Origin of the sequence: Parageobacillus sp. KH3-4, assembly GCF_022846435.1 — a bacterium.
Lineage (GTDB): Bacteria > Bacillota > Bacilli > Bacillales > Anoxybacillaceae > Parageobacillus > Parageobacillus thermoglucosidasius_A.
Map to the genome: position 1 here is coordinate 1,758,692 of NZ_AP025627.1, position 21,533 is coordinate 1,780,224.

The 21,533-nt window shown below is 37.3% G+C and carries 19 protein-coding genes and 3 pseudogenes; 14 read left to right on the forward strand and 8 right to left on the reverse strand.

Going from position 1 to position 21,533, the window contains the following annotated elements; translation table 11 throughout:
• Nucleotides 1-2: 2 nt before the first annotated feature.
• From MWM02_RS09155 to modA, 6 genes are all read left to right on the forward strand, one after another.
• Nucleotides 3-941 carry a cation diffusion facilitator family transporter gene (locus MWM02_RS09155; RefSeq protein ID WP_244403515.1) on the forward strand — a complete coding sequence of 313 codons (939 nt, stop codon included), beginning with the start codon at nt 3-5 and terminating at the stop codon, nt 939-941.
• Between the two features lie 476 nt (nt 942-1,417).
• Nucleotides 1,418-2,221 carry a DeoR/GlpR family DNA-binding transcription regulator gene (locus MWM02_RS09160; RefSeq protein ID WP_064551893.1) on the forward strand — a complete coding sequence of 268 codons (804 nt, stop codon included), beginning with the start codon at nt 1,418-1,420 and terminating at the stop codon, nt 2,219-2,221.
• Nucleotides 2,193-3,059 carry a Cof-type HAD-IIB family hydrolase gene (locus tag MWM02_RS09165; RefSeq protein ID WP_244403516.1) on the forward strand — a complete coding sequence of 289 codons (867 nt, stop codon included), beginning with the start codon at nt 2,193-2,195 and terminating at the stop codon, nt 3,057-3,059. Before MWM02_RS09160 ends, MWM02_RS09165 begins: the two co-directional genes overlap by 29 nt.
• Before the next feature lie 214 nt (nt 3,060-3,273).
• Nucleotides 3,274-3,840, forward strand: a complete 567-nt coding sequence (locus tag MWM02_RS09170; RefSeq protein WP_244403517.1) for an LOG family protein — start codon at nt 3,274-3,276, stop codon at nt 3,838-3,840.
• Nucleotides 3,841-4,745: 905 nt separating this feature from the next.
• Nucleotides 4,746-5,693: a helix-turn-helix transcriptional regulator gene (locus MWM02_RS09175; protein WP_244403518.1), complete on the forward strand. Its 948-nt coding sequence runs from the start codon at nt 4,746-4,748 to the stop codon at nt 5,691-5,693.
• A 361-nt stretch (nt 5,694-6,054) separates the two neighbouring features.
• A complete protein-coding gene (gene modA, locus MWM02_RS09180) occupies nt 6,055-6,852 on the forward strand; it encodes a molybdate ABC transporter substrate-binding protein (RefSeq protein WP_481861755.1) in 798 nt (265 codons plus the stop codon).
• A gap of 429 nt (nt 6,853-7,281) precedes the next feature.
• Here the strand turns inward: modA and MWM02_RS09185 are convergent, their stop codons facing one another.
• The gene (locus MWM02_RS09185) at nt 7,282-7,869 is read right to left on the reverse strand and encodes a hypothetical protein (RefSeq protein ID WP_244403519.1); all 588 of its coding nucleotides are present in this window, start codon (nt 7,867-7,869) and stop codon (nt 7,282-7,284) included.
• Nucleotides 7,850-8,635 (reverse strand): PD-(D/E)XK nuclease family protein, encoded by a 786-nt coding sequence (locus MWM02_RS09190; RefSeq protein WP_244403520.1) that lies wholly within the window; start codon nt 8,633-8,635, stop codon nt 7,850-7,852. The genes MWM02_RS09185 and MWM02_RS09190 overlap by 20 nt, the downstream gene beginning before the upstream one ends.
• 103 nt (nt 8,636-8,738) lie before the next feature.
• Here MWM02_RS09190 and MWM02_RS09195 point away from each other — a divergent pair, with 103 nt between their 5' ends.
• Nucleotides 8,739-8,864, forward strand: a complete 126-nt coding sequence (locus tag MWM02_RS09195; protein ID WP_244403521.1) for an aminoglycoside 6-adenylyltransferase — start codon at nt 8,739-8,741, stop codon at nt 8,862-8,864.
• A 240-nt stretch (nt 8,865-9,104) separates the two neighbouring features.
• Here MWM02_RS09195 and MWM02_RS09200 read toward each other — a convergent pair whose 3' ends face one another.
• Nucleotides 9,105-9,911 (reverse strand): MerR family transcriptional regulator, encoded by an 807-nt coding sequence (locus MWM02_RS09200; protein ID WP_244403522.1) that lies wholly within the window; start codon nt 9,909-9,911, stop codon nt 9,105-9,107.
• A gap of 939 nt (nt 9,912-10,850) precedes the next feature.
• Here MWM02_RS09200 and MWM02_RS09205 point away from each other — a divergent pair.
• Nucleotides 10,851-11,540 carry a DUF2278 family protein gene (locus MWM02_RS09205; protein WP_064551904.1) on the forward strand — a complete coding sequence of 230 codons (690 nt, stop codon included), beginning with the start codon at nt 10,851-10,853 and terminating at the stop codon, nt 11,538-11,540.
• Between the two features lie 163 nt (nt 11,541-11,703).
• On the opposite strand, the gene MWM02_RS09210 is transcribed toward MWM02_RS09205, so the two are convergent.
• Together MWM02_RS09210 and MWM02_RS09215 are read right to left on the reverse strand one after the other, a co-directional pair.
• Entirely contained in the window at nt 11,704-11,958 is a 255-nt protein-coding gene (locus tag MWM02_RS09210) for a hypothetical protein (RefSeq protein ID WP_064551905.1), read from the reverse strand.
• A 12-nt stretch (nt 11,959-11,970) separates the two neighbouring features.
• Nucleotides 11,971-12,363 (reverse strand): hypothetical protein, encoded by a 393-nt coding sequence (locus MWM02_RS09215; protein WP_198401581.1) that lies wholly within the window; start codon nt 12,361-12,363, stop codon nt 11,971-11,973.
• A gap of 635 nt (nt 12,364-12,998) precedes the next feature.
• On the opposite strand from MWM02_RS09215, the gene MWM02_RS09220 reads away from it, so the two are divergent.
• Complete coding sequence (locus tag MWM02_RS09220; protein ID WP_064551906.1) at nt 12,999-13,586, forward strand: YhcN/YlaJ family sporulation lipoprotein; 588 nt, start codon at nt 12,999-13,001, stop codon at nt 13,584-13,586.
• Between the two features lie 1,001 nt (nt 13,587-14,587).
• Here the strand turns inward: MWM02_RS09220 and MWM02_RS09225 are convergent.
• Complete coding sequence (locus tag MWM02_RS09225) at nt 14,588-15,442, reverse strand: LysR family transcriptional regulator (RefSeq protein ID WP_064551907.1); 855 nt, start codon at nt 15,440-15,442, stop codon at nt 14,588-14,590.
• 122 nt (nt 15,443-15,564) lie between these two features.
• Here MWM02_RS09225 and MWM02_RS09230 point away from each other — a divergent pair, with 122 nt between their 5' ends.
• The gene (locus MWM02_RS09230; RefSeq protein WP_244403523.1) at nt 15,565-16,992 is read left to right on the forward strand and encodes an NAD-dependent succinate-semialdehyde dehydrogenase; all 1,428 of its coding nucleotides are present in this window, start codon (nt 15,565-15,567) and stop codon (nt 16,990-16,992) included.
• A 182-nt stretch (nt 16,993-17,174) separates the two neighbouring features.
• Here the strand turns inward: MWM02_RS09230 and MWM02_RS09235 are convergent.
• Nucleotides 17,175-17,342: pseudogene (locus tag MWM02_RS09235) on the reverse strand (IS3 family transposase); the annotation flags it as partial.
• A 76-nt stretch (nt 17,343-17,418) separates the two neighbouring features.
• Here MWM02_RS09235 and MWM02_RS09240 point away from each other — a divergent pair.
• Nucleotides 17,419-18,603 (forward strand): annotated as a pseudogene (locus MWM02_RS09240) (IS3 family transposase).
• A gap of 136 nt (nt 18,604-18,739) precedes the next feature.
• Here MWM02_RS09240 and MWM02_RS09245 read toward each other — a convergent pair.
• Nucleotides 18,740-19,232: pseudogene (locus tag MWM02_RS09245) on the reverse strand (transposase family protein); the annotation flags it as partial.
• A 237-nt stretch (nt 19,233-19,469) separates the two neighbouring features.
• Here MWM02_RS09245 and MWM02_RS09250 point away from each other — a divergent pair.
• The 3 genes from MWM02_RS09250 (at nt 19,470) to MWM02_RS09260 (ending at nt 21,491) form a co-directional block, all read left to right on the forward strand.
• Nucleotides 19,470-19,940 (forward strand): PTS sugar transporter subunit IIA, encoded by a 471-nt coding sequence (locus MWM02_RS09250; RefSeq protein ID WP_064551910.1) that lies wholly within the window; start codon nt 19,470-19,472, stop codon nt 19,938-19,940.
• A gap of 15 nt (nt 19,941-19,955) precedes the next feature.
• Nucleotides 19,956-20,267, forward strand: a complete 312-nt coding sequence (locus MWM02_RS09255) for a PTS fructose transporter subunit IIB (protein ID WP_064551911.1) — start codon at nt 19,956-19,958, stop codon at nt 20,265-20,267.
• A 213-nt stretch (nt 20,268-20,480) separates the two neighbouring features.
• Nucleotides 20,481-21,491: a PTS fructose transporter subunit IIC gene (locus MWM02_RS09260; RefSeq protein ID WP_064551912.1), complete on the forward strand. Its 1,011-nt coding sequence runs from the start codon at nt 20,481-20,483 to the stop codon at nt 21,489-21,491.
• The last annotated feature ends 42 nt before the right edge of the window (nt 21,492-21,533 follow it).

Genomic DNA, 21,533 nt, shown 5'->3' on the forward strand with positions numbered 1-21,533 from the left:
TCATGCATCATCACCACCATCATTATCATTCTCACGGCCACCGCGGTCACCATCATCACCACGACCACGATAGAGATGGGAACAAAAAAGGGCTTACGATTGCACTTCTCATTACCGCTGGGATTATGTTGTTAGAGTTTTTTGGGGGGGTAATCACCAACAGCCTAGCCCTTCTTTCTGACTCTGGTCATATGCTTAGTGACGCCAGTTCACTTGCTCTCAGTCTAGTTGCAATTTGGTTTACCACCAAACCTGCTTCCCCCAATAAAACGTATGGCTTTTATCGTTTTGAAATCTTAGCAGCTTTATTTAATGGAGTTACCTTGTTTGTTATCGCTGGGTTTATCGTATGGGAAGCAATCCAGCGTTTTTACAACCCACCAACCGTAGCTAGCGCCTCTATGATGCTGATTGCCTCCATTGGTCTTTTTGCCAATCTTTTAAGTGCCTGGGCGTTGATGAGAAAAGGGGATGTGAAAAATAATGTCAATCTTCGTAGTGCCTATCTTCATGTGATTGGTGACGCTTTGGGGTCTGTAGGCGCTATTATCGCTGGGCTTGTCATGTGGCTGTTTGGTTGGTATGTAGCAGATCCCATTATTTCTGTTCTGGTTGCCTTGTTAATTTTGAAAGGCGCTTGGGGAGTAATTAAACATACAGTTCACATTTTAGTAGAAGGAACGCCCATTACCATTGACCTCAATGAAGTGAAAAAAGCTTTAGAAAGCATTGAAGGAGTGATTGATGTTCACGACCTCCATATTTGGACGATTACATCAGGGTTGGATTCATTAAGTTGCCATATTTTGATTGCAGATCATCAAGATAGCCAAAAGGTTTTGCAAGAAGCGATCCATTTTATTGAGGAACACTTTAAAATTCGGCATACAACCATTCAAATTGAAACCTCTCAAATCCGCCACGGGGACATGAAAATCTAACGAAAAGGATGGCCAATATGAAGCGAGTTTTTTGATATATTATATCAAAATATTCAGATTATTTTCTGGCATAGAAACAGAATTTATTTGTAAGATGTTTCTTAGGGTAATAATGACGGCCATCGATGAATTTTACGGAAAGCTTTCAACATATGAAAGGATGGAGGTGCCGACAATTTTCAAATACCTTGCCTTTTCCCGTTTCTATCGTCGTGAAGGCTAGGAAAAGAACGTCAACAGGTGTTGCATATTCCCACGTTTCCGCCATTTATACGTGTCTTCCATTTGTTTTGTGTTTTCAAGGAGCTTAGGATATCAAGCTCCTTTCGTTTTATAATTTTTCATCCATTCATACCATCGTTAACATGAATAAAATGACTTATAAATACTTAAAATAACTTGCGTTTTTATAATTTTTTTACTTATAATTACTTATGAGCTGATTTATTTTCATTTGTTGGAGAGAAGGTGGGGAGATGTATCAAGATGAGCGTTTGCTCTTAATCCTCGACTTTTTAAAGAAAAATAAGCGAATAACAGTTGAGCAAATTTGCTCATTATACAATGTTTCCAGAGATACGGCGCGGCGCGATCTTGTTAAGCTCGAAGAACAAAAGCTGATTATCCGCACGCGCGGAGGTGCGATTTTACCCCCTGTCCACAATGAGATTAAAGGATATTATCACCGACTTCAAACGGTTCCCCATGAGAAAAAAATTATCGGAAAAAAAGCAGCTTCTTTAATTAACAGCGGTGACAGGATCATCTTGGATGCTTCCACTACTGTTCAAGCATGTGCGGAATATCTTGGTGATCAACGTTGCACAATTATTACGAATTCTATTAACCAAGCAGATATTTTATCATCCAAACAGGGAATTCGAATTCATTTGCTTGGTGGAGAACTAGAAAAAGAGCATCGTTTTCTATATGGAGAATCTGTCATTGAACGATTATCTAATTATTATGTTGATAAGGCATTTTTAGGGGTAGTCGGTATTTCAGAGAACGGACTTACGGTTGCACACGAGGAAGATGGAATGGTCAAACGCAAAATATTGCAACAAGCAAAGCAGGTCATAGTTCTAGCAGATCATTCAAAATTAGGGGTTACAGACTTTTACCGTTTTGCTGATTTGAGTGATATTGACCTTTTAATTACAGATAAAACACCACCGAAGCCTTTTAGGGAGCTATTAAAAAAACATTCCGTTGACCTATTGGTTGCAGATGATCATGACGAGGAGGAAGATGAAATTGAAAATGTTAATCGCGATTGATTTAGATGGCACTTTGCTAAATAAGCATAATGAAATTAGTAGAGAAAATATACAAGCGATTAAGGAAGCCCAAAAGAACGGAATCGAGATTGTAGTGGCGACAGGGAGAGCTCATTTTGATGTCCAAGAAATATTTAAACATACAGGTATTCAAACATGGATCATAGGTGCAAACGGAGCTACCATCCATAAACCGAATGGACAGCTGTTTCTTTCCACTCCGTTGGATAAAGATAAGGCGATTGAGATTCTTCAATGGCTAGAACAAGAAGAATATTACTATGAAGTGTTTAGCGATTCTGCCATTTTTACTCCTCAAAAAGGAAGAGAGCTTTTAACCATTGAGATGGATCGTCTGATAAGCGCAAACCCGGAACTAGACACCGAAGAACTAAAATCCGCTGCTCTGAAGCAATATAGCCAATCTGGCTTTGTCTTCATTTCTTCATATAAAGAGCTATTAAAAACATCCATTAACATTTACAATATCCTTGTTTTCTCTTTTGATAAAGAAAAACTTAATAAAGGATGGAAAAAATTCAAGGATTGCAATGACTTAACGCTTGTAACATCTGCAAATTACAACTTTGAATTAGAGCACATCGACGCCTCAAAGGGGAATGCGTTAAAAACACTTGCGAAAGAACTAGGTATCCCCCTTAGCCAGACCATTGCGATTGGGGATAGCATGAATGATTATTCGATGATTTCTGTTGCAGGTAAAGGAATCGCCATGGGAAATGCATGTGAAGAAATTAAAAACATTGCAAAGGAAGTAACATTAACGAACGATGAACATGGAGTTGCCTATGTAATTAACCGTTTATTAAAAAAATAAATATTTTATTATTTATATCAATGTAGCGGCATATTGCATTAATGGGGAATGGAGGTATCCATCGATCACTATCATTTGTTCGAATAATTAACTTCATGGGATGAACGGCCTGAAAAAATTTCCATAAAGTCTTGACTTACTCTCCAATGCCGCTTAATATGTAGAGTGTTCCTGTAAGTAATTGGAATAATAATCAACGGGGAAGGTGAGAAAGATGAAATCCATTTGTGTATTTTGTGGTTCAAACTATGGGAATGACATGGAGTATAGGCAAGCAGCCAGAGAGCTTGGAAAGTTCCTTGCCAATAAAAAAATATCCCTGATTTACGGCGGAGGGAAGGCGGGGCTAATGGGGGAAATTGCAGATGCTGTCTTAAGCCATAAAGGCCATGTTATTGGGATCATACCCAAGTTTTTAAAAGATAAGGAACTAGCACATGAAAATATAAGTGAACTCTTTATTGTAGACACAATGCATACACGCAAAGCGAAAATGTATGAGTTAGCAGATGGATTTATTGTCATGCCTGGAGGTTATGGAACTTATGAAGAACTTTTTGAAGTGCTCTCTTGGTTGCAAATAGGCATACATAATAAGCCAATTGGTCTGCTTAATGTCAATGGTTTCTTCGATCCTCTCATAAAAATGTTAGAACATACTGTCGATAAAGGTTTTGCAAAGCCTGAAAATCTAAAGTTAATTATAAGTGCTGACAATGTGGCTACTCTTTATCAATTGATGGAGAATTTCAAACCTAATTTTGTAAATAAATGGACATGATACCTCAGCTATAAGAATGATCCAATAACTAATTTCTGCAAAAAATCAAGTACATCTTGTGGTGATGAACATTTATGGCTCTTCGCCACAAAATGTACTTGGCCACAATTTTTTTATGATAATAAGATGGTACAAAAAACGTGAATTTCCTGTATGGCAAAGGTGCATCAGCCATGGGGAAAATTTCACGTGCAGCGTGCAATATGTAGGTAAAATTCTGTTATTCTGTAAAATCTGCATCCAACAAAAAGAGAATTCTCTATAAACAAATTTTATTGAGAATATTGCGATAAAGTGCACTTGGCTCGCTGCCATGTTGGATTAGTTATGCGCACAAGCCAGCCGTGCTGATCCCCCCGGTGTTTCAGCCATCCAAAAAACTCGCTTCATCTGGATTCCAATTCAATGTTTCCGATTTGCGGGTGAGAATTTTTCGTTTATTGCTCATTATATTTTTTATTCGTATTCTTGAGAGCCTAACAAACGAGAGAAAATGTGTTATCTCAATGGTAAGGTTCGTTTTCATTTCACTGTCGCGAATTTTTCCTTCGCGTAAATATAAAATTCGATCCTCTAATTTTTTTGCTTCCTCATGATGTGGAGCGCAATTCGTATTTTCCATTCACCTTTTCGTACAATTTAGTTATTTTTAATTGTTGTAAGTTTTGGAGTAGAAGTAATGAAAAAATAAGAATCAGTATACAAACGTTGAGGTGTTTCCGTGGTAGGCAATGAATCGTATACAACAAAGAGCCAAACAAAAAACATGATATAATAAAATAAATATAAACTATTTCATACATAGCTATCTTCTTATCGAATTATCGAAATTATAATTATATATATTTAATTATAATTAAATGTAATTGCTTATAACGAATTTTCTAAATAAAGGAGTAAGTAGTATGGAAAAAAATCATTCTTATACAACCGAGGAAGTTGCACACATATTAAAGGTTTCAAAATTAACCGTATATGATTTAGTGAAAAAAGGCTTATTACCTGCTTATCGTGTCGGGCGGCAAATGAGAATTGATCCTTCCGATCTAGAAGAGTATATAAAAAGGTCAAAAGGAAAGTTGCAGCCAAGCTCCTCACAATCATCAAATAAAGAAACAACGATTGGAGCACAAGGGTATTCACAAGTTAGACAATTAGTCATAAGTGGCCAAGATATAAGTTTAGATATTTTGGCTAACTACTTGGAAAAATCCTCGAAAATGTTTCGGCCGCTACGTTCTTATGTTGGAAGCTTAGAAAGTCTAATTTCAATGTATCAAGGATATTCAGACATTGTAAGTACGCACTTAATCGAAGGAATCTCCGGTGAATATAATGTTCCGTATATAAGTAAGATACTGGTTAATTTTCAGTATATCGTGATCCGTTTACTAACAAGGAAGGCAGGCTTTTATGTCAAAAAAGGAAACCCATTGAATATCAAACATTGGGAAGATTTAAGAAGAAAAGATGTTAAAATTGTGAACCGAGAAAAAGGGGCAGGTGCACGAGTTTTGCTAGATGAAAGTTTGAGAAAGCATCGCATACCTATATCTGAAATTAATGGTTATGACAATGAGGTAACAAATCATGTAAGTGTCGCAAGTGCTGTTGCTAAAGGGGATGCTGATGTCGGAGTAGGAATTGAAAGGGGCGCTAACTTAGTAAGAGATGTTGATTTCATTCCGTTAGTGAACGAAAAGTATGATTTGGTTATTTTAAAGAACGATGAGAATAGAGAATTAATTAGTCAAGTCCTACAAATTTTAAGATCTGATGAATTTAAAGGCGATTTGGAAGCATTAGGTGGTTATGATTTATCACAAACTGGACAGGTGGTTTATGAAACGTGAAATAAAACTAGCAGAGTGGTGAAGTAAATTCATCAAAAGCCAGAGGTTTCTCTTGAAATCTCTGGCTTTTGGTTTTCCACATGGAATTTTGCAACGAAATTCTCGAAAAGACCAAATCCAACCAGTTTTTTCTGTCGGTCGATGAAAAGTATTGAGAAGCACGATATTCATGTTCTAAATGTCGATGTATTATGGATTAAGCCTTATGTTCCGATGTTTGATGCGAGAGAAACATTATATTAAATTATAATTATATCTTATATAATTTAATTATATGATGTACAAAATAGTTATAAATAATTATAATAAGTTTATACTAATTAATACATAATAAGTAAGTAAGAAAGGAAGGAACAGAAGCATGAAGCATTCTATTCGCATCATCATGAGTGTGTTTTTGTGTGCTTCACTCCTCTTTATTTTTGGTTGTGCGAATCAAGCGGAAAAACAGGAATCGAAGAAGACAGTAACATTAACCATTTCAGCAGCCGCCAGTTTACAAGATGCCTTGGCGGAAATTCAGAAAAAGTATGAAAAAGAACATAAAAATATAAAATTAGCATTTAACTTTGGAAGTTCCGGTGCATTGCAACAGCAAATCGAACAAGGGGCGCCAGTAGACCTGTTCTTCTCTGCTGCTGAAAATAAGTTTCGTCCTCTCGTAGACAAAGGATTGATTAACAAGGAAGAGAGTAAGAACTTGTTAGGAAATGAAATCGTTCTAATTGTTCCAAAAGACAAAGCAGGCACCATAAAAGGATTTCCGTCTTTGGCAAACAGCAACATAAAGCAATTGGCGATAGGGAATCCTGAAACTACTCCGGCAGGTCAGTACGGAAAACAAACACTGACCAAGCTAAATCTTTGGACAAAAGTAAAGGGGAAAATCGTGTACACAAAGGATGTGCGTCAAGTATTATCGTATGTAGAAACAAATTCCGTAGATGCAGGGATTGTATTCAAAACCGATGCGCAAATATCCGATAAGGTAAAAATTGTCGACACAGCAGCCGCTAATATGCATGATCCCATTATTTACCCAGTTGGCATCATCAAGAATACGAAGCATAAAACAGAAGCTACGGATTTCTACAAATACCTACAGACAAAAGATTCTCTGCAAATCTTTGAGAAATACGGATTTAAGATTTTAAAATAAGTGATGCGGCACAAGATGTTGGAGTTTTGTACGCTCCTTGTGGGAAATTCAACGTGAACGGGAAAAGGTGGTTATACACTGGCGATGAAGGACGAAGTGGATGGAATATCTAACTGATGTCGGGCCTTATGGATATTTTAGCCGCTGGCGAGGAAGGTAATTTTGTTATATTTGAGTTGAAGCTCTGTAAAGGTCCGGGATGCAGCTATTGGCCAGATTGCCTGATACATGGGGGCGGGAAAAAGCATATAGCAAAAGGAAAGAAGGTTAGCGGAGCAATAGCAGTCAAAAAAGTTGATTGCAGCTTCCGTCATCTTGAGTAATCAACTTAACTTCGCATACATAAAGCAATATATGGATAAAGTTGACACAAAAGGTTGCTGAATCGACCTTTTGTGTCAGTTTATTAATCCGAATGATGAGAGATTGTCAATTTATTGAGAGATTCTCTAATTCCTGAAAGATTTTCGTTCTAATGTCTTCAGGTGAGGTAATGGATAATAAAGGAATTTCCTTTGCAACCGCATTTTTTATTCCCCAGTAACGTTCCCTAGCTTTTTCTAATGGTATACTTGTCCATAAGCCGTTACTTTCAGTAATTTTAAAGAACTTCTCTACCCTGAATGGATCCCAGAAAACCCAATGGTCCGAAACAGTCGGTATTCTCGTCCAGCCGGAATAATCAAAGTTGTATCTAATCAATGAAATAATAGGATACTCATTTTCTCCTAGATCTATCTCAATGCCGTAAAGATATCCATCCTTCATATGCGGAATATTCTTTAAAGGTGGATCCTTTTCTAATTGATACAATTTGATAAAATTGCTTATCAACCAGCCGTCATAATCTAAATCTGATTTCCAACGTAAAAATCTTGGGGTAATTGGAATAAAACCTTCTTTCTCTCCAATTCGATCAAGTTCTGAAAATAACAAATTCAGATTTTTATAGGTTTCTCTTAAGACATAAACAGCATTAGATATATTTTGGCCCATATTAGTCGTTGTTGTAGACATAAAAAACATCCTCCTCAATGATTTTGCCTGGCCAAGCCCAAGTTCCCTCACTTATAGAATCCTCATGATTGAAGGAATACGCTGTTCTCGTAATCGGTTGGTTGAATATTTTTGAGTTGAATCCGTTAAACCGAATAAATCCCTTTTTCGTTAATAATGCTTGTAAATCATTTAATATCAACTGTTGCCCTATCTCTAATCCATCAAGATTCAGGCTTTTTAACGATTCTAAAATATCCTGCCAGCACATAAACCCAAGTTTTACTGAGGGGGAAATAATAGAACGATTATCAATATTTTTCTTGACCGTGTTCATCATCTCGTATGGGGCGAGGAATAACAAGTATGCTTCCCGTCCATTGGAAAGCTTCTCCATCATTCGTGAATAGCGCGCCAACTGATTTAAGCTTTCTGTATAATCTTGAATTCCGTCATCTTGGTCTTCAGATGAAATACCACTTAGATACTTAACTTCTATACCAATGACCGCTTTGTCATTACTGATTAATAAATCAATTTCACCCTCTTCCCCGCGGTGCCAAAACTCCCACTGAACTATGTAACCTTTTTGTTCCTCAATAAATTTCAGCCAATTTTTCTTGATTTGGTCTTGACTGAATTCCACTGTTACGAAAACATGCTTTAAACCAAGTTCAAAAGGCAGATAACGAATAGTTCCAAAGAAATCGCCTGTAAGCTTATCTTCAAGACGATCTGATAAGTTGCTGCCAGTCTGTGAGATTTTATTGTGGATTTCAGCTAACAATTTCATCATCCCAATTCTTTAGTAAAGTGCAAGATGTTTCATTGCATTATGATATTGTGTATTAGTTATCGATGTTAAGCCATTTAAAGATGGAAACTGTATTTTGTCTCACTTTGGAGAAGCAATGCTTATGGAAAAACCTGAAGATAAAATTTTTCCACTTCCCATTGGCAATAGTCGTACATATTTAATGCAATTTATGGATGGAAACTGTCTTGCCACCAATTAAAATACCTCCTTTCACGGTTTTTTCAGTGATTGGATCTCGGTTACTATTATCAACAATGTAGCAAACGTATGTCGCCAATGATGTAGTGAGCATCTTTTTGGCGGCAAAACTGATTTTTGCAAGATTTCTTTAAATATCTTATGTAAACTTCATGAGTTCAGTTTTTGTTTTTACTTTTATTTAAAAACAGCGGAGGAATGACCATGGGAGGGGGGAGTAGCCACTCTTTTTTCATAATGTTTATCTATTTTTATCTTTATGATATATGATACAAGCTTCTTTTATAAACTCTTTTTCGTTATCTGGAATTGTATACAATTTTGGTTTTGCTTGATCTGGTAATGAGTTGAAGTTTTCCCAAATCGTTTTCATGCCTTCCTTAATATCTGAGTCGTCTTGTGAGCGACGATGAATCATCTCCATCAAAAATTTTACAAGTTCCTGCGCTTCAGGACTATCAGGACTGGCACCTTCTTTAACAAGTTTTGTCAACGATTCTCTAAATAATTGGTATTGGTTTATATGCTGGTTATGGTCTTCTTCTGTCCAACCTTTAGCAGTTAATTTTTGTAATGCTTCTTTCGAATATGATTGTTTTACCAATTCTCTTATTGTCTTTTGTTCTTCAGCAGTGAGATATTGATTTACCCACTCAGGTTTCATTTGTATCACTTGGATCGTATTTATTATGGAGTTGTAATCCATTTTATTTGACATTAAAGCATTTTCTACGTTTTCAATTGCTTCAATTATTTTTTCGATTTGAGCGATTTTCCTCTTCATCATTGCTTTCTGTTGCATCAATCGTTTTTGTAGATGTTTAGCATCAACTTTAAGGAAATTTTTAATTTCTTTTAGAGGAAATCCAAGAAACTTTAGAGATAAAATATATTGAAGTTGAATTAGATCTTCATCTGTATAAAGTCGATGACCTAATTGATTATGCTTGGGTACTAACAAGCCTAATTTATCGTAATAGCGCAGCGTTCTAACTGAAACAGAAGCCTTCCGAGCAAACTCGGTGATACGGTAAAAATTCCGATCCAAGTTGTTTCCTCCTTTCTATTTACAAGATAAAGGGTGACGTAATGTCATAGTCAAATAGTTTTTTTATATTCCTATTCAAATAATCTGCCAGTTAGCTTAAGAAGCAGGAATTTTTCTATTTCATTTTCTGCTTTATATGGAAATTTTGGAGAACTTTATAATTCGATTGGTAAATGCGGAAGGTGCTAATGTGATTCATCAAATTATGATGTTAGCCTTTAAATCAAGTGTCACCAAAGACCAAATTAGAACCCTATAGACATCAATTAAGTTTGTATAATGATACGATTAAGTTAATTCAAGAATTAGAAATAGGCAGACAATAACTAGCATAATGCTTGTGCAAAAAAGCCTGCGCTAGAGGCGCAGGTGATCGAAAGTTATTTTATGAAATGTCAAACTGATATACAACCTATTTTTAATCATTCGATCATTCAATGTAAACCTTTCTAACATAGCTCTTTCTTGAGGACTAAGCTAGCAACTATTCCGGCGTGATCGGACGGCCAGAAAGCGGTTGGCGTTCTGTCACGTTGTTCTTTTCCAACCAAATCGGCCACAATCGGCTTCCAACCGTTTTTAAACAAAATCAAGTCTATTCTTCTGTTCAGGGCGGACACAGCATTCAACAGATCAGGATCCTGGCAGCGGATAAAGCCCTGTCCTTTACCTACCTCTATCCAAACATCTTGAAACCCAGCATCGATAAAATTCCTGTATGTTGGTGCGCCTGTGTCGCCAGCATTGGAATTCAGATCTCCCGGTTTACGTAGCAAAGATGAGTGAAAATCTTTTCTGTTTTTGGGAATTTGTTGAAGGTTTATTAGATGCAGATGTTGAATTCATAAGTAGGATGGATAATTTTAGGGAGATTATTTGCGTATGTATTTAAGTTTTAAGCAATAAATACTAATAAAAATGAACAGGAGATGATGGAATTTGCCTTTAAAAAATTATGGAGTTCTAAAAGGGAAACCGGTAGACTCTATGATGGGAAGAGGACAGAATTCTCATTATCAAGTTCTTATCAAGGATGAGGAAGGGATTCAGTACCGAATAGCCATTAATATTAAATCTCAATCTTATCCTTCAGAAGTATTATATTTTGTTGGGGAGGATTTCCATTCAGAAAATATTACAAAGTTACCTGGCTTAGAGTTCGGTTTTACCCCTATAAAAAACAATAATCCAGACATTGGACTTGATTATATAAGAGGAAGTTTATTCGATCCCAGAAAAATGATCCCCCTCCCAGCTGATGTAGAGGGGCCAGATAACGATTTGAACGAAAAGATTCAACATTATATTCAGCAAGCTATTGATAAGAAGGCAATCATATACGCTTTTGGAGAGAGGTGGGGCCCAGAACAAAATAAACCTGATAAGTATTTTGGCTTTTTACCTGGTAATGGTATACATGATATTCATATGAACCAAGGAAACGTAGGGAGATGGAAAAAAGATAACGGAATATGGCAAGATGGGGGAATTCTAATACATTTTGAACAAGAAAAAAGGTGGATAGCAATTTTTCTGGCTTTCCAATCTCAATCTTGGTGTACAGATAAAAAGGGGAATGCAGTCAAAACAGTAGAAGAATGTAACCATAAAAATGTTAATAATCAGTAAGGATGTCTTTATATGATTAAAAAATGGTTCTATACTGGACAATACTATAGTTAGCAGCCAAAAAAGTGTTTACTTTTTTATTAGAGTAAACACTTTTTTGGCGCATTATAAGGTTCCAACTCTTCTTTGCAAAATAAGACACAGTGCTGATAAGCAGCAAATTCTATAACTGAACATTAATGTTTAATAGTTGCCGTTTAATGTCCCAGCCTTTAGGTTTCATATCCGGATTGAACCATTTGGCTCCCTCTTCAATCCATTTTTTACGATATTCCTCAAATGAAAGTCCTTCACTATCATCATCAAATCCAAATTCAAAACCGCAACAATCACATATTTCATAAGAGGGATTACCGTCATGGTCGTAAGGCATTTCTTCTAACCCATCATAACCACAAACAGGGCATATATTTTTCATGTTTATCATCTCCTATTGCCTCTTAAAATACTTAATCCCTTCTTTAGGTTTGAAATAAGTCCTTATAACGCCATCTTTTGTAACTACAGCAAACTCATTAGTCGATTGATTATAAAACAGGATGTCTCCGTTTGAACGAGTTTTTGTTAAGATATTCCCACCTGGTTTTGAATTAATTAATTTCCTTGCCCCTTCCAAGTATTCATCCATTGTGATATTGCCAAATTCCTTTTGTTTAACTACATGCTTGATATAATGGCTTCTCAGAAGTTTTTCTGATGCAAAATTAGCATTTTGAAAATTACCAATACCATGATGAAAATTTTCTTCAGTTTTAGAACTGCAACCAACAGTAAGTATGAATACTAATAAAAATAGTAATAATCCCAAAAGTGTTCTTTTCATCCTTATTCCAACCCCTTGAATAATTTTTTTGGAAAGGAATACGAATTTTCACCATTTGCCGTTCTTTTAGGGGAGGAAAATAAATTCTTTTATCGGTATATTTTGCTGAATAAATAAAGATCAAAAGCATTATGCAGACAAACTCTATCATATTTTAGCGAAAACTAAAAGAGAAAATCAAGCTGCGTCCATTGAGAGCCTGCCGTTTATTTTTTTGTGAAAAACAAGTTCTTTATATGTAGGACATGCAGATAATACAACTAAGCTCCATCATGAGTGGGGGCTTGTTAGCACAGGAATTGGAATTATGTACGTCATTTTAATGATCGATCCATCTTCTTTAATCTTTAGCTTTTTATTCCATAAATAGTAATATTTTTAAAAAAGGTATGGGCGAGTGTCTAACATGGAGAAAGACAAAGAAAAGACAATGGGCATGTAGCCACCTCATATACTTGCCTTATAATCGTTTGCGTATTTTATCAGACATAGTAATATTTCCCCAAAATATAAGATGTTATGTATGCTTGAACTCGCATCAAGCCGGCCAGTATCCATTTAAGACTTGGTGAGCCATAAACTTCCTTGATTAACTTCATTGTCAAAGAAACAAAATAGCATCAGGAGGTGTTTCAATGAAAAAACATTTGTTAAAAAATGCATCTAAAATGCTGCTGATCCCGACGGTAATCTTTGGCGGTTTAACCGCTTGTGCTTATAATAATAATGGAGCCCGTAACAATATGTACGATGGCACAAGACCCACCAGCTATGACAGGAATAACGTAAACAATTACGATGGGGTTAGACGTTATACAACCGATTATAACAATGTATCAACACCTTATAATGGGGTTGGATTTAACCAAAGAGTTGCAGAACGAGTGGCAGATGTAGCTGAGGATGTTCCTGGTGTTAGTCGAGCTACGGCTATTGTCTACGGTAATGATATTGTGGTTGGGATTGACGGAACAAATAATAATAAAGATGTAAGGGCACTGGAACAAAAAGTTCAACGTATTGTCAAAAGCAGGGAACCTGGTTGTAACGTTCATGTGACGGCGGATGGCGATATTCATAAAAGAATCCAATCCGTTTATGCAAATATGAACAATTATGACACAAATCGGGTTACGCCGGGTCATCCTGTACGTGATTTAGGAACGGACGTTACCGATATCATCCGTGATATTGGTCGAACTGCGACTGTTCCTTTTAGATAAAAATTTTTCACTTTTAGGCATCTGTTATATACTCTGTTCTGTTTTAAAATCGGTCATTTTGATACCCCGCTTTTTCTTTATGCGGCTTTCAATTGATTTAGGGGCCAGTATTTTAATGATACTGACCCTTTACTTTTAGATTAGCTTGTGACTGGAGTTGATGTTTATGCTATCATGTAAAACCATGGAAATTGCTTATGATGTATGTCTCCTTTGAATTTGCTTAATAAAAAGGGTAGTAACACAATAAAATTGGATTGGCAATGACAAAAGCTCGGCAAGTAGTGGGCTTTTGCCGTTAGGTTCAATCCTAAAAATTATTCCAAATACTTGATATTAGTCTAAAAATTGGATTAAGGGGGCAGGGAGATTATAATAAACTTAATTACAATAGGTTCAAGGTGTTCAAAGAGATGAAAAAGAGGACATTTGATCAAGGACACAAGAGTTGTTTTGGTTTATGGGAGGCAAAATCGCGAATGGGGGACTACGAAAAAGAATCCCTGAACGAGCGCTGTCGGTATGGCGGATATACGGAGTGATCGGATGGGACGTTTCTTTTATTTGTCTTTGCCGCTGTCAATGCCTTTCTGATCGTTTTTGATGGGATCGAAATGGATTATTTTATTGATCGGAGAAGGATATTTTTATTTCCGCATTGCGTTATCGGAGATGGCGCTATGAAGTGCTCGAGCAGGGATCGAGATTCAAAAAAGATTGTTTGTCGTGAAGCGGACATTGATTCCGGTGATTTGCGTGCAGCATGTAGATTTAAGACAAGGGTCATTGTTGAAAGAATAAAAAAACGGGAGCAATCGAGGACATTCTGCCGCAAGCTGAAAGTTAGGAAATTCTGCTTTAGAAATCTTAATTCCCCAACTTACCTTAACTAGGAATTTACATACTTCTCGTCCCGTCGTTCTGCAAGTTGGGGGATAGAAAGTAGAGTAATCCCTATAACTCCCAATAATCTTGGCTATACTTTCATAAAAAGGAGATTATTAATTGAAAAATAAGGTAAATAGCAATTTTCCTATATCTGGATTTCGTGCAATCAGTGAGATCTGTCTTTTTACGTTGAAATCGGCAATCGGAAGAACCTTAATAATGGATCGGTCTATATTATAGGTGAAAAGTTCCGGAAGAATAGATATGCCTAAATTTGCTGAAATAAACCCTATAATACTTTGGCCAAAGTCAATTTCAAAAGAAATATTCGGTTGCGAATGATGAAGTCTATATGCTTCTTCTATTAGCATGCGAACATCGCATGAAGAAGGGAGAACAACAAGGGGTTCATCTTTGAAATCCTGAAAATAAATTATATCTTCATGCCTAGCCAGTGGATGGAGATGGTTGACAAACAAATAAAAAGGTTCTTTAAAAAGAGGCTTAGACCAGTATGAATGTTGAATTTCTCGATCATCTAATAGTGCAGCATCGATGTCTCCAGTATGTAGGTTATTTAAAATATCATAAAAGCTGTAAGAAATTTTAATACTCACTTCCCGGTTGTGCTCCTTCGCAGTAGCTAATTTATATGGAAGATAAAAGCTGGCGATACTTGGCCATGTTCCAATTTTAATTTCGGATGTTTCTTGTGTAGATAGGATCTTTCTCTGTATAGAACGAATTTTATGTAAAACAGGTTCAATTTCTCTAAATAAAATATCCCCAGCTTCTGTTAATTCTACTCCTTTTGCAGAACGTGTAAATAAAGTTGCTCCCAGCTCTTCTTCTAATTTTCTAATTTGTTTGCTTAATGCTGGCTGTGTCATATGAAGTTGCTCGCTGGCTTTTGTTAAGCTTTTTGTCTTCGCTGTTACCAAGAAAGCCTCTAGCCACTCTGTTCTCATTTTTATCCCCCATAACTTTTTGTTATATCCCTAGTATATAAAGGAAGTACTCCTAATGCAAAAATCATGGTAGTCTGTGGATGAGTTCAAATAACAGCAGTGTATCTAAGGAGGACAATCCTATGTATCCAAACAGAATGTATGTAAATGGACAATGGATTGATGCAAAAGAGACTATTGATGTCATCAATCCAGCTACAAAGGAGATCATCGGAACTATTCCAAACGGCGGTAAGAAAGAAGCGAAAATGGCAGTAGATGCAGCATACTCTGCTTTCAAAGAGTGGTCTAAAAAGACTGCCGAAGAGCGTAGCAAACTTCTATTAAAATGGTATTACTTAATTGAAGAACATACGGATGAACTGGCGGCAATCATCACCACTGAACAAGGAAAACCTCTTTCCGAAGCAAAAGCAGAAATTTCCTATGCCAATAGCTATATCTCTTGGTTTGCTGAAGAAGCAAAACGAATTTATGGAGAAACTATTCCAGCATCTTCTCCTAGCAAACGTATTATAGTAAAAAAACAGCCTGTAGGTGTTATTGCAGCCATCACTCCATGGAATTTTCCAGCAGCTATGATTACACGAAAAATTGCCCCAGCTCTTGCGGCTGGTTGTACAACTGTTTTGAAGCCATCTGAACAGACACCTTTCACGGCTTTGAAACTGGCGGAACTCGCTGAACAAGCCGGGATTCCAAAAGGGGTCATTAATATTGTAACAGGCGATGCTGAACCGATTGTAGATGTATGGCAAAAGGATGAACGTGTACGCAAGCTCACTTTTACCGGTTCTACGCGCGTAGGGAAAATTTTAATGCGCGGGGCTGCTGACACTGTGAAAAAATTATCTCTCGAATTAGGAGGGCATGCTCCGTTCATTGTAACAGCTAATGCAGATATAGAGAAAGCTGTAGAGGGCGTAATAGCTTCTAAATTTAGAAATGCCGGCCAAACATGTATATGTGCAAACCGTATTTTTGTAGAAGAAGAGATTGCTGAAGAATTTTCTAAAAAACTGGCAGAAAAAGTGGCAAAATTGAAAGTGGGCAATGGATTTGAAGAAGGGGTCGATATAGGTCCACTCATTAACGAGGCAGCGGTTCGCAAAGTACAGGCACAAATTGAAGACGCAAAGCAAAAAGGAGCTAAAATCCTTGTAGGAGGCAACTCCATAAAAGAAGAAGAAGGCTTTTTTATGGAACCAACGGTGATTATGAATGCTACTGACGATATGCATTGCATGCACGAGGAAACATTTGGGCCGCTTGCCCCTATCACCACATTTAAAACAGTAGAAGAAGCTATTGAACGTGCTAACAATAGCCCTTATGGATTGGCTGCTTACGTATTTACAGAGAATATGAAAGAGGCAGTTTATATAACAGAGGCATTAGAATATGGAATTATAGGTTTAAATGATGGTTCTCCTTCGGCCGCCCAAGCACCATTCGGTGGATTTAAAGAGAGTGGGATTGGCCGTGAAGGTAGCCGCTATGGAATTGAAGACTATCTCGAAATTAAGTATATTTCACTCGGGTTGGAATAATTTACCTAGTAATAACGGGGAAAGACCCATGAACACCAAAGGATTCGTAAAGCATTTTATCGAATCACCTTATAAACTTTTGAAAGTCGCTAGCAGCAGGAATTTCATTGGCTAGCGGCTTTAATTTGTAGGGAAGCAAATGCAGCATAGTGGCTAACAGATGCGATTTGCACATAACCCTGTCAAGTAGACATTGAAAAAAGAGTATATGAAGCTGTGGCTTTTTCTCGATATTCCACCGGGGAAAGGCCGTTCAGTTTTTCTTGGAAACGACTGTGATTGTAAAAAGAAATATACTCTTCTATCGCCTGATACGCCTGTTCGATCGTTTTTGGACACACTAAATACAATGATGTTAGTCTAGATTATAAACACAGCGAATAGAGAAATGTATAGTAAATCTATCAATCATAGGGAGTGTCTATAATGGCTAGACGTTTTGATAAAGAATTCAAAATATACTCAGTAAAATTGGTGATCGAGGAAGGAAAAGCAGTCGCTCAAACCGCAAGGCAACTGGATATTTCTCCCAACACCCTTCATAAATGGGTGGCGGATTACAAAAAAGATGCTGAACATAGCTTTGTCGGGAGCGGAAACCTCAAGCCAGAAGATCGTGAAAAGCGTGAACTTCAAAAACGCATTCGGGATCTGGAGGAGGGAAACGCGATCTTAAAAAAGGCCATGAGCATCTTCGCCAAAAACCAGCAGAAGTAATTTATGAATTCATTCATACACATAGAAAGAAGTTTCGTGTGGCGAAGATGTGTGAAGCCTTGGGCGTTTCAAGAAGTGGATACTATGCCTGGATCAAACGGCCGGAAAGCCAACAAAAGAAAAGACAGGAAGCGTTGAAAAAGCAAATCAAAAAGATCCATATCGAGTCACGAACATATATGGCAGTCCAAAAATCACAAAAATCCTTCAGAAGCAAGGGATCGAGGTATCTCAAAAAACGGGCCGCCAGAATCATGAAAGACAGCGATATTCGTTCAAAAACAAAGAAAAAATATAAGGCAACCACGAACTCGAAGCATCATTGGCCTGTATATCCCAACTTATTAAATCAGCAGTTTGAAGTCAATGAGCCGAACCAAGTCTGGGTGGCGGATATCACATATATTTGAACGAAAGAAGGCTGGCTGTATTTAGCTTCGATCATGGATTTGTTTTCTCATAAAATTGTAGGCTGGTATCTTTCCGAGCGTATGACAAAGGAGCTCGTGATCAAAGCATTCAACCGGGCCATCCATCAGCGAATCCTCAACCCGGTCTGATTCACCATTCCGATCAAGGGAGCCAGTATGCATCGAATGAATATCAAGCGGTGTTGAGGCAATACGGAATCCAGACGAGCATGAGCTGAAAAGGAATTGTTACGACAATGCATGTGCCGAATCGTTTCACAGCATCCTCAAAAAGGAACTCATTTTCCACGAAACCTTTACAACAAGAGAAGAAGCCAAACAGCGAATTTTCGAATACATTGAATGCTTTTATAATGCCCAGCGAATTCATTCGGCAAACGAGTACATGTCGCCGATGGAGTATGAGAAGATGCATCAGCAAGGACAAAAGCCGCAATGCATCTCTCCACAAGTCACGATATAAGGGGCATCTTTCCTCTTGAGAAGGGGAAGGGTTTACCAAACCGTTCTCCTTCTCAAGAGGCCACCAAACGAAGTGCGGTAGTAGGATTTTTAAATTTTTCTCGATTTCACGTGTCTATTTTCTTGACATAATACCATCCTTCTCTGGATAATGCCCTTGTCATTCGTTTATATCCGAAGTATGGATGAATCTTATGAATAGCGAGTAAATGTTTTTTCAACAGAAGAGCTTCTTCCAGACGCAACGCCCTTTTGGATCGGTTTTTGCGCCATTTGTAGTATCCAGCTTTGGAAACTTCGCCAATTTGGAGCAGCCATACAAGTGGATGCTTTTTCCGCAGTTCCTCAATAATGAGAAACCTTTCCGCTTTTAAGATCACTCCTTCCCGTGTAGATTTGGATGGCGCTTTTTTAGGTATTCCACCTGTGCTTTCCAATACGCGTTTTCCTCTTCCAAACTGGAAAAATGTTTGCGATTCCACACTCCCCGTTGATCTTTCAATGACTCGCCGCGTTGAACTTTCTTGTCCCATTGCGCAATCTGGGCATCGCTCTTGATTCCAAAATGTTCGTGGAGCTGCCGATAAGACCATTCCTTCTCCAATTCAAACGAACGACTTCCCGTTTCAGCTCTTCGAAATAAGTGCTAAACGTTTACGTTTGTCCTTTTTTCGCCATCAAAAATCCCTTCCCAAGTAGACTCTTCCTATAACTTTAGGAAAATAATTAATTTTTGTTCTTGTACGAGCGACATTATAATAGCAAGTGAAGAGCGAAACTATTACTTCGCTTAAATATATAAGCATTTACACACAAAATAATTCGAACTATTTATAGGTATTACACTACTAGATTGGGGGGGAAGTTTTGGAAATTACATCATTAATAAATGAAGAACTTATTGTTCTTGACCTAGAAGCGTCAAATCAATTAGAAGTAATTGAACATTTAGCTTCATTACTTGAAAAACAGGAAAGAATTGAATCTAAATCTGCGTTTATCCAAGGGGTACTTGATAGAGAAGCGGAGTTTACAACTGGTTTTGGCAATGGTATAGCAATTCCACATTGCAAAAACTCTACAGTCAAAAAAGCAAGCATTGTAATAGGGAGAACAATTAAAGGAATTGATTGGAATTCATTAGATGGCCTTGAAGTTTCATTTGTAATTATGCTTGCTATACCTTCTTCTGAAGGTGGTACAACTCATCTACAAATTCTATCAACTCTTTCAAGTAAATTAATAGATCCTGATTTCCGTTCAAGGTTGATGAATGCTAAAGACAAACAAGAAATTTTAAAATTGTTAGAAGAATGTGTTACTGATAAAACTATCTAAAAGAGGAGGATTTTAATGAAAATTATAGCAATAACAGCTTGTCCAGCAGGTGTGGCACATACAAACATGGCAGCTGCTGCATTAGAAGCTACTGCTAAAAAAATGGGAATTCAAATTAAAGTGGAAAAGCAAGGCGCTATGGGAATTGAAAATGAAATAAAAGAGAAAGAAGTAGCCGAGGCTGATGTCTTAATTTTGGCGGTAGATACAGCTATTGCCAAATCCGATCGTTTTAAAGATGTTCCAACTCTCAAGGTCCCTGTAGCTGAAGCTGTGAAAAATCCTCAAGGATTAATTAACCAAGCTTTAGAATTAGTTCAAAAGTGATTGACTAAAGAATCATAAGGGGAGTAGGAACGAATGACTCCGTGTGATATAAGGAGGGTACACCACCATGAGTAAAAGTGAAGATCCATATGTGTGATCATAGGGTGAATACCCTCCATTTTTTTAAAATGGAATGATAAAGTTTTTCCCCTTATCCTTATATCATAAAATCTACGGTCGTGAAAATCATTATTTTATAAGGGAGGAATATATATGAAAGAAACATTTGAACATGCGAAAACACATTTAATGACAGGTGTTTCATATATGTTACCATTCGTTGTAGCAGGTGGAATGTTACTAACCATTGGATTATTACTCGGTGGAGGAGAACAAGAAACTGGTTTTGCTAAAAAAACGGTTGATACTGGAGTTCTCATATTCTCATTAATGGTTCCAGTTATGGCGGGATATATGTCTTACTCAATTGCTGATCGTCCTGGTCTTGCTCCAGGTATGATAGGTGGATTGATTGCCAATAAAATTGGTGCAGGATTCCTTGGCGGCATTGTTGCAGGATTTCTTGCGGGGATTATTGTAAACGCACTCAAGAAACTTCCTATGCACAGATATTTGGTTCAATTGAAACCCATCATTATAATCCCATTATTGGGAGCAGGCAGTATTGCATTATTAATGTACATTATTGGACAACCAATTGCAGTGCTTTCAGAAGGTTTAAAAGCTTGGTTAAAAACGTTAAGTGGAGGAAATTTATTAATTCTCGGATTTATTATTGGCGCTATGATGGCATTTGATATGGGTGGGCCTGTTAACAAAGTTGCGTTTGCATTTTGTGTAGGAATGTTGAACGAAGGTGTTTATGCGCCAATGGCAGCTTGCTGGATTGGAATCATGACACCACCTATTGGTTTGGCACTTGCAACAAGACTAGCACCAAAAAAATTCACGCTGGCTGAAAGACAAAGTGCGCTTACAAGCACGATTATGGGAGCAACAGGGATTACTGAAGGAGCAATTCCATTTGCCGTTGCTGATCCGTTGCGTGTTATTCCTTCCATAGTGATTGGTTCGGCTGTAGGTGGTGCATTAGCGCTTTGGTTAGGTGCAGAAGCTCCGGTTCCAAGTGGCGGAGTGTTCGTCATACCATTCTTCATCAAACCTTTTATGTTCTTAATTGCTTTCGTAGTAGGAATCATTGTAACAGCAGTAATGACAGTTCTACTAAAAAAGAATATTGAAGACGAAATGCCAACCACATAGGAAACTGTAAGTTAAAAGTTTTGTGATCGTGGGGGACTAAGA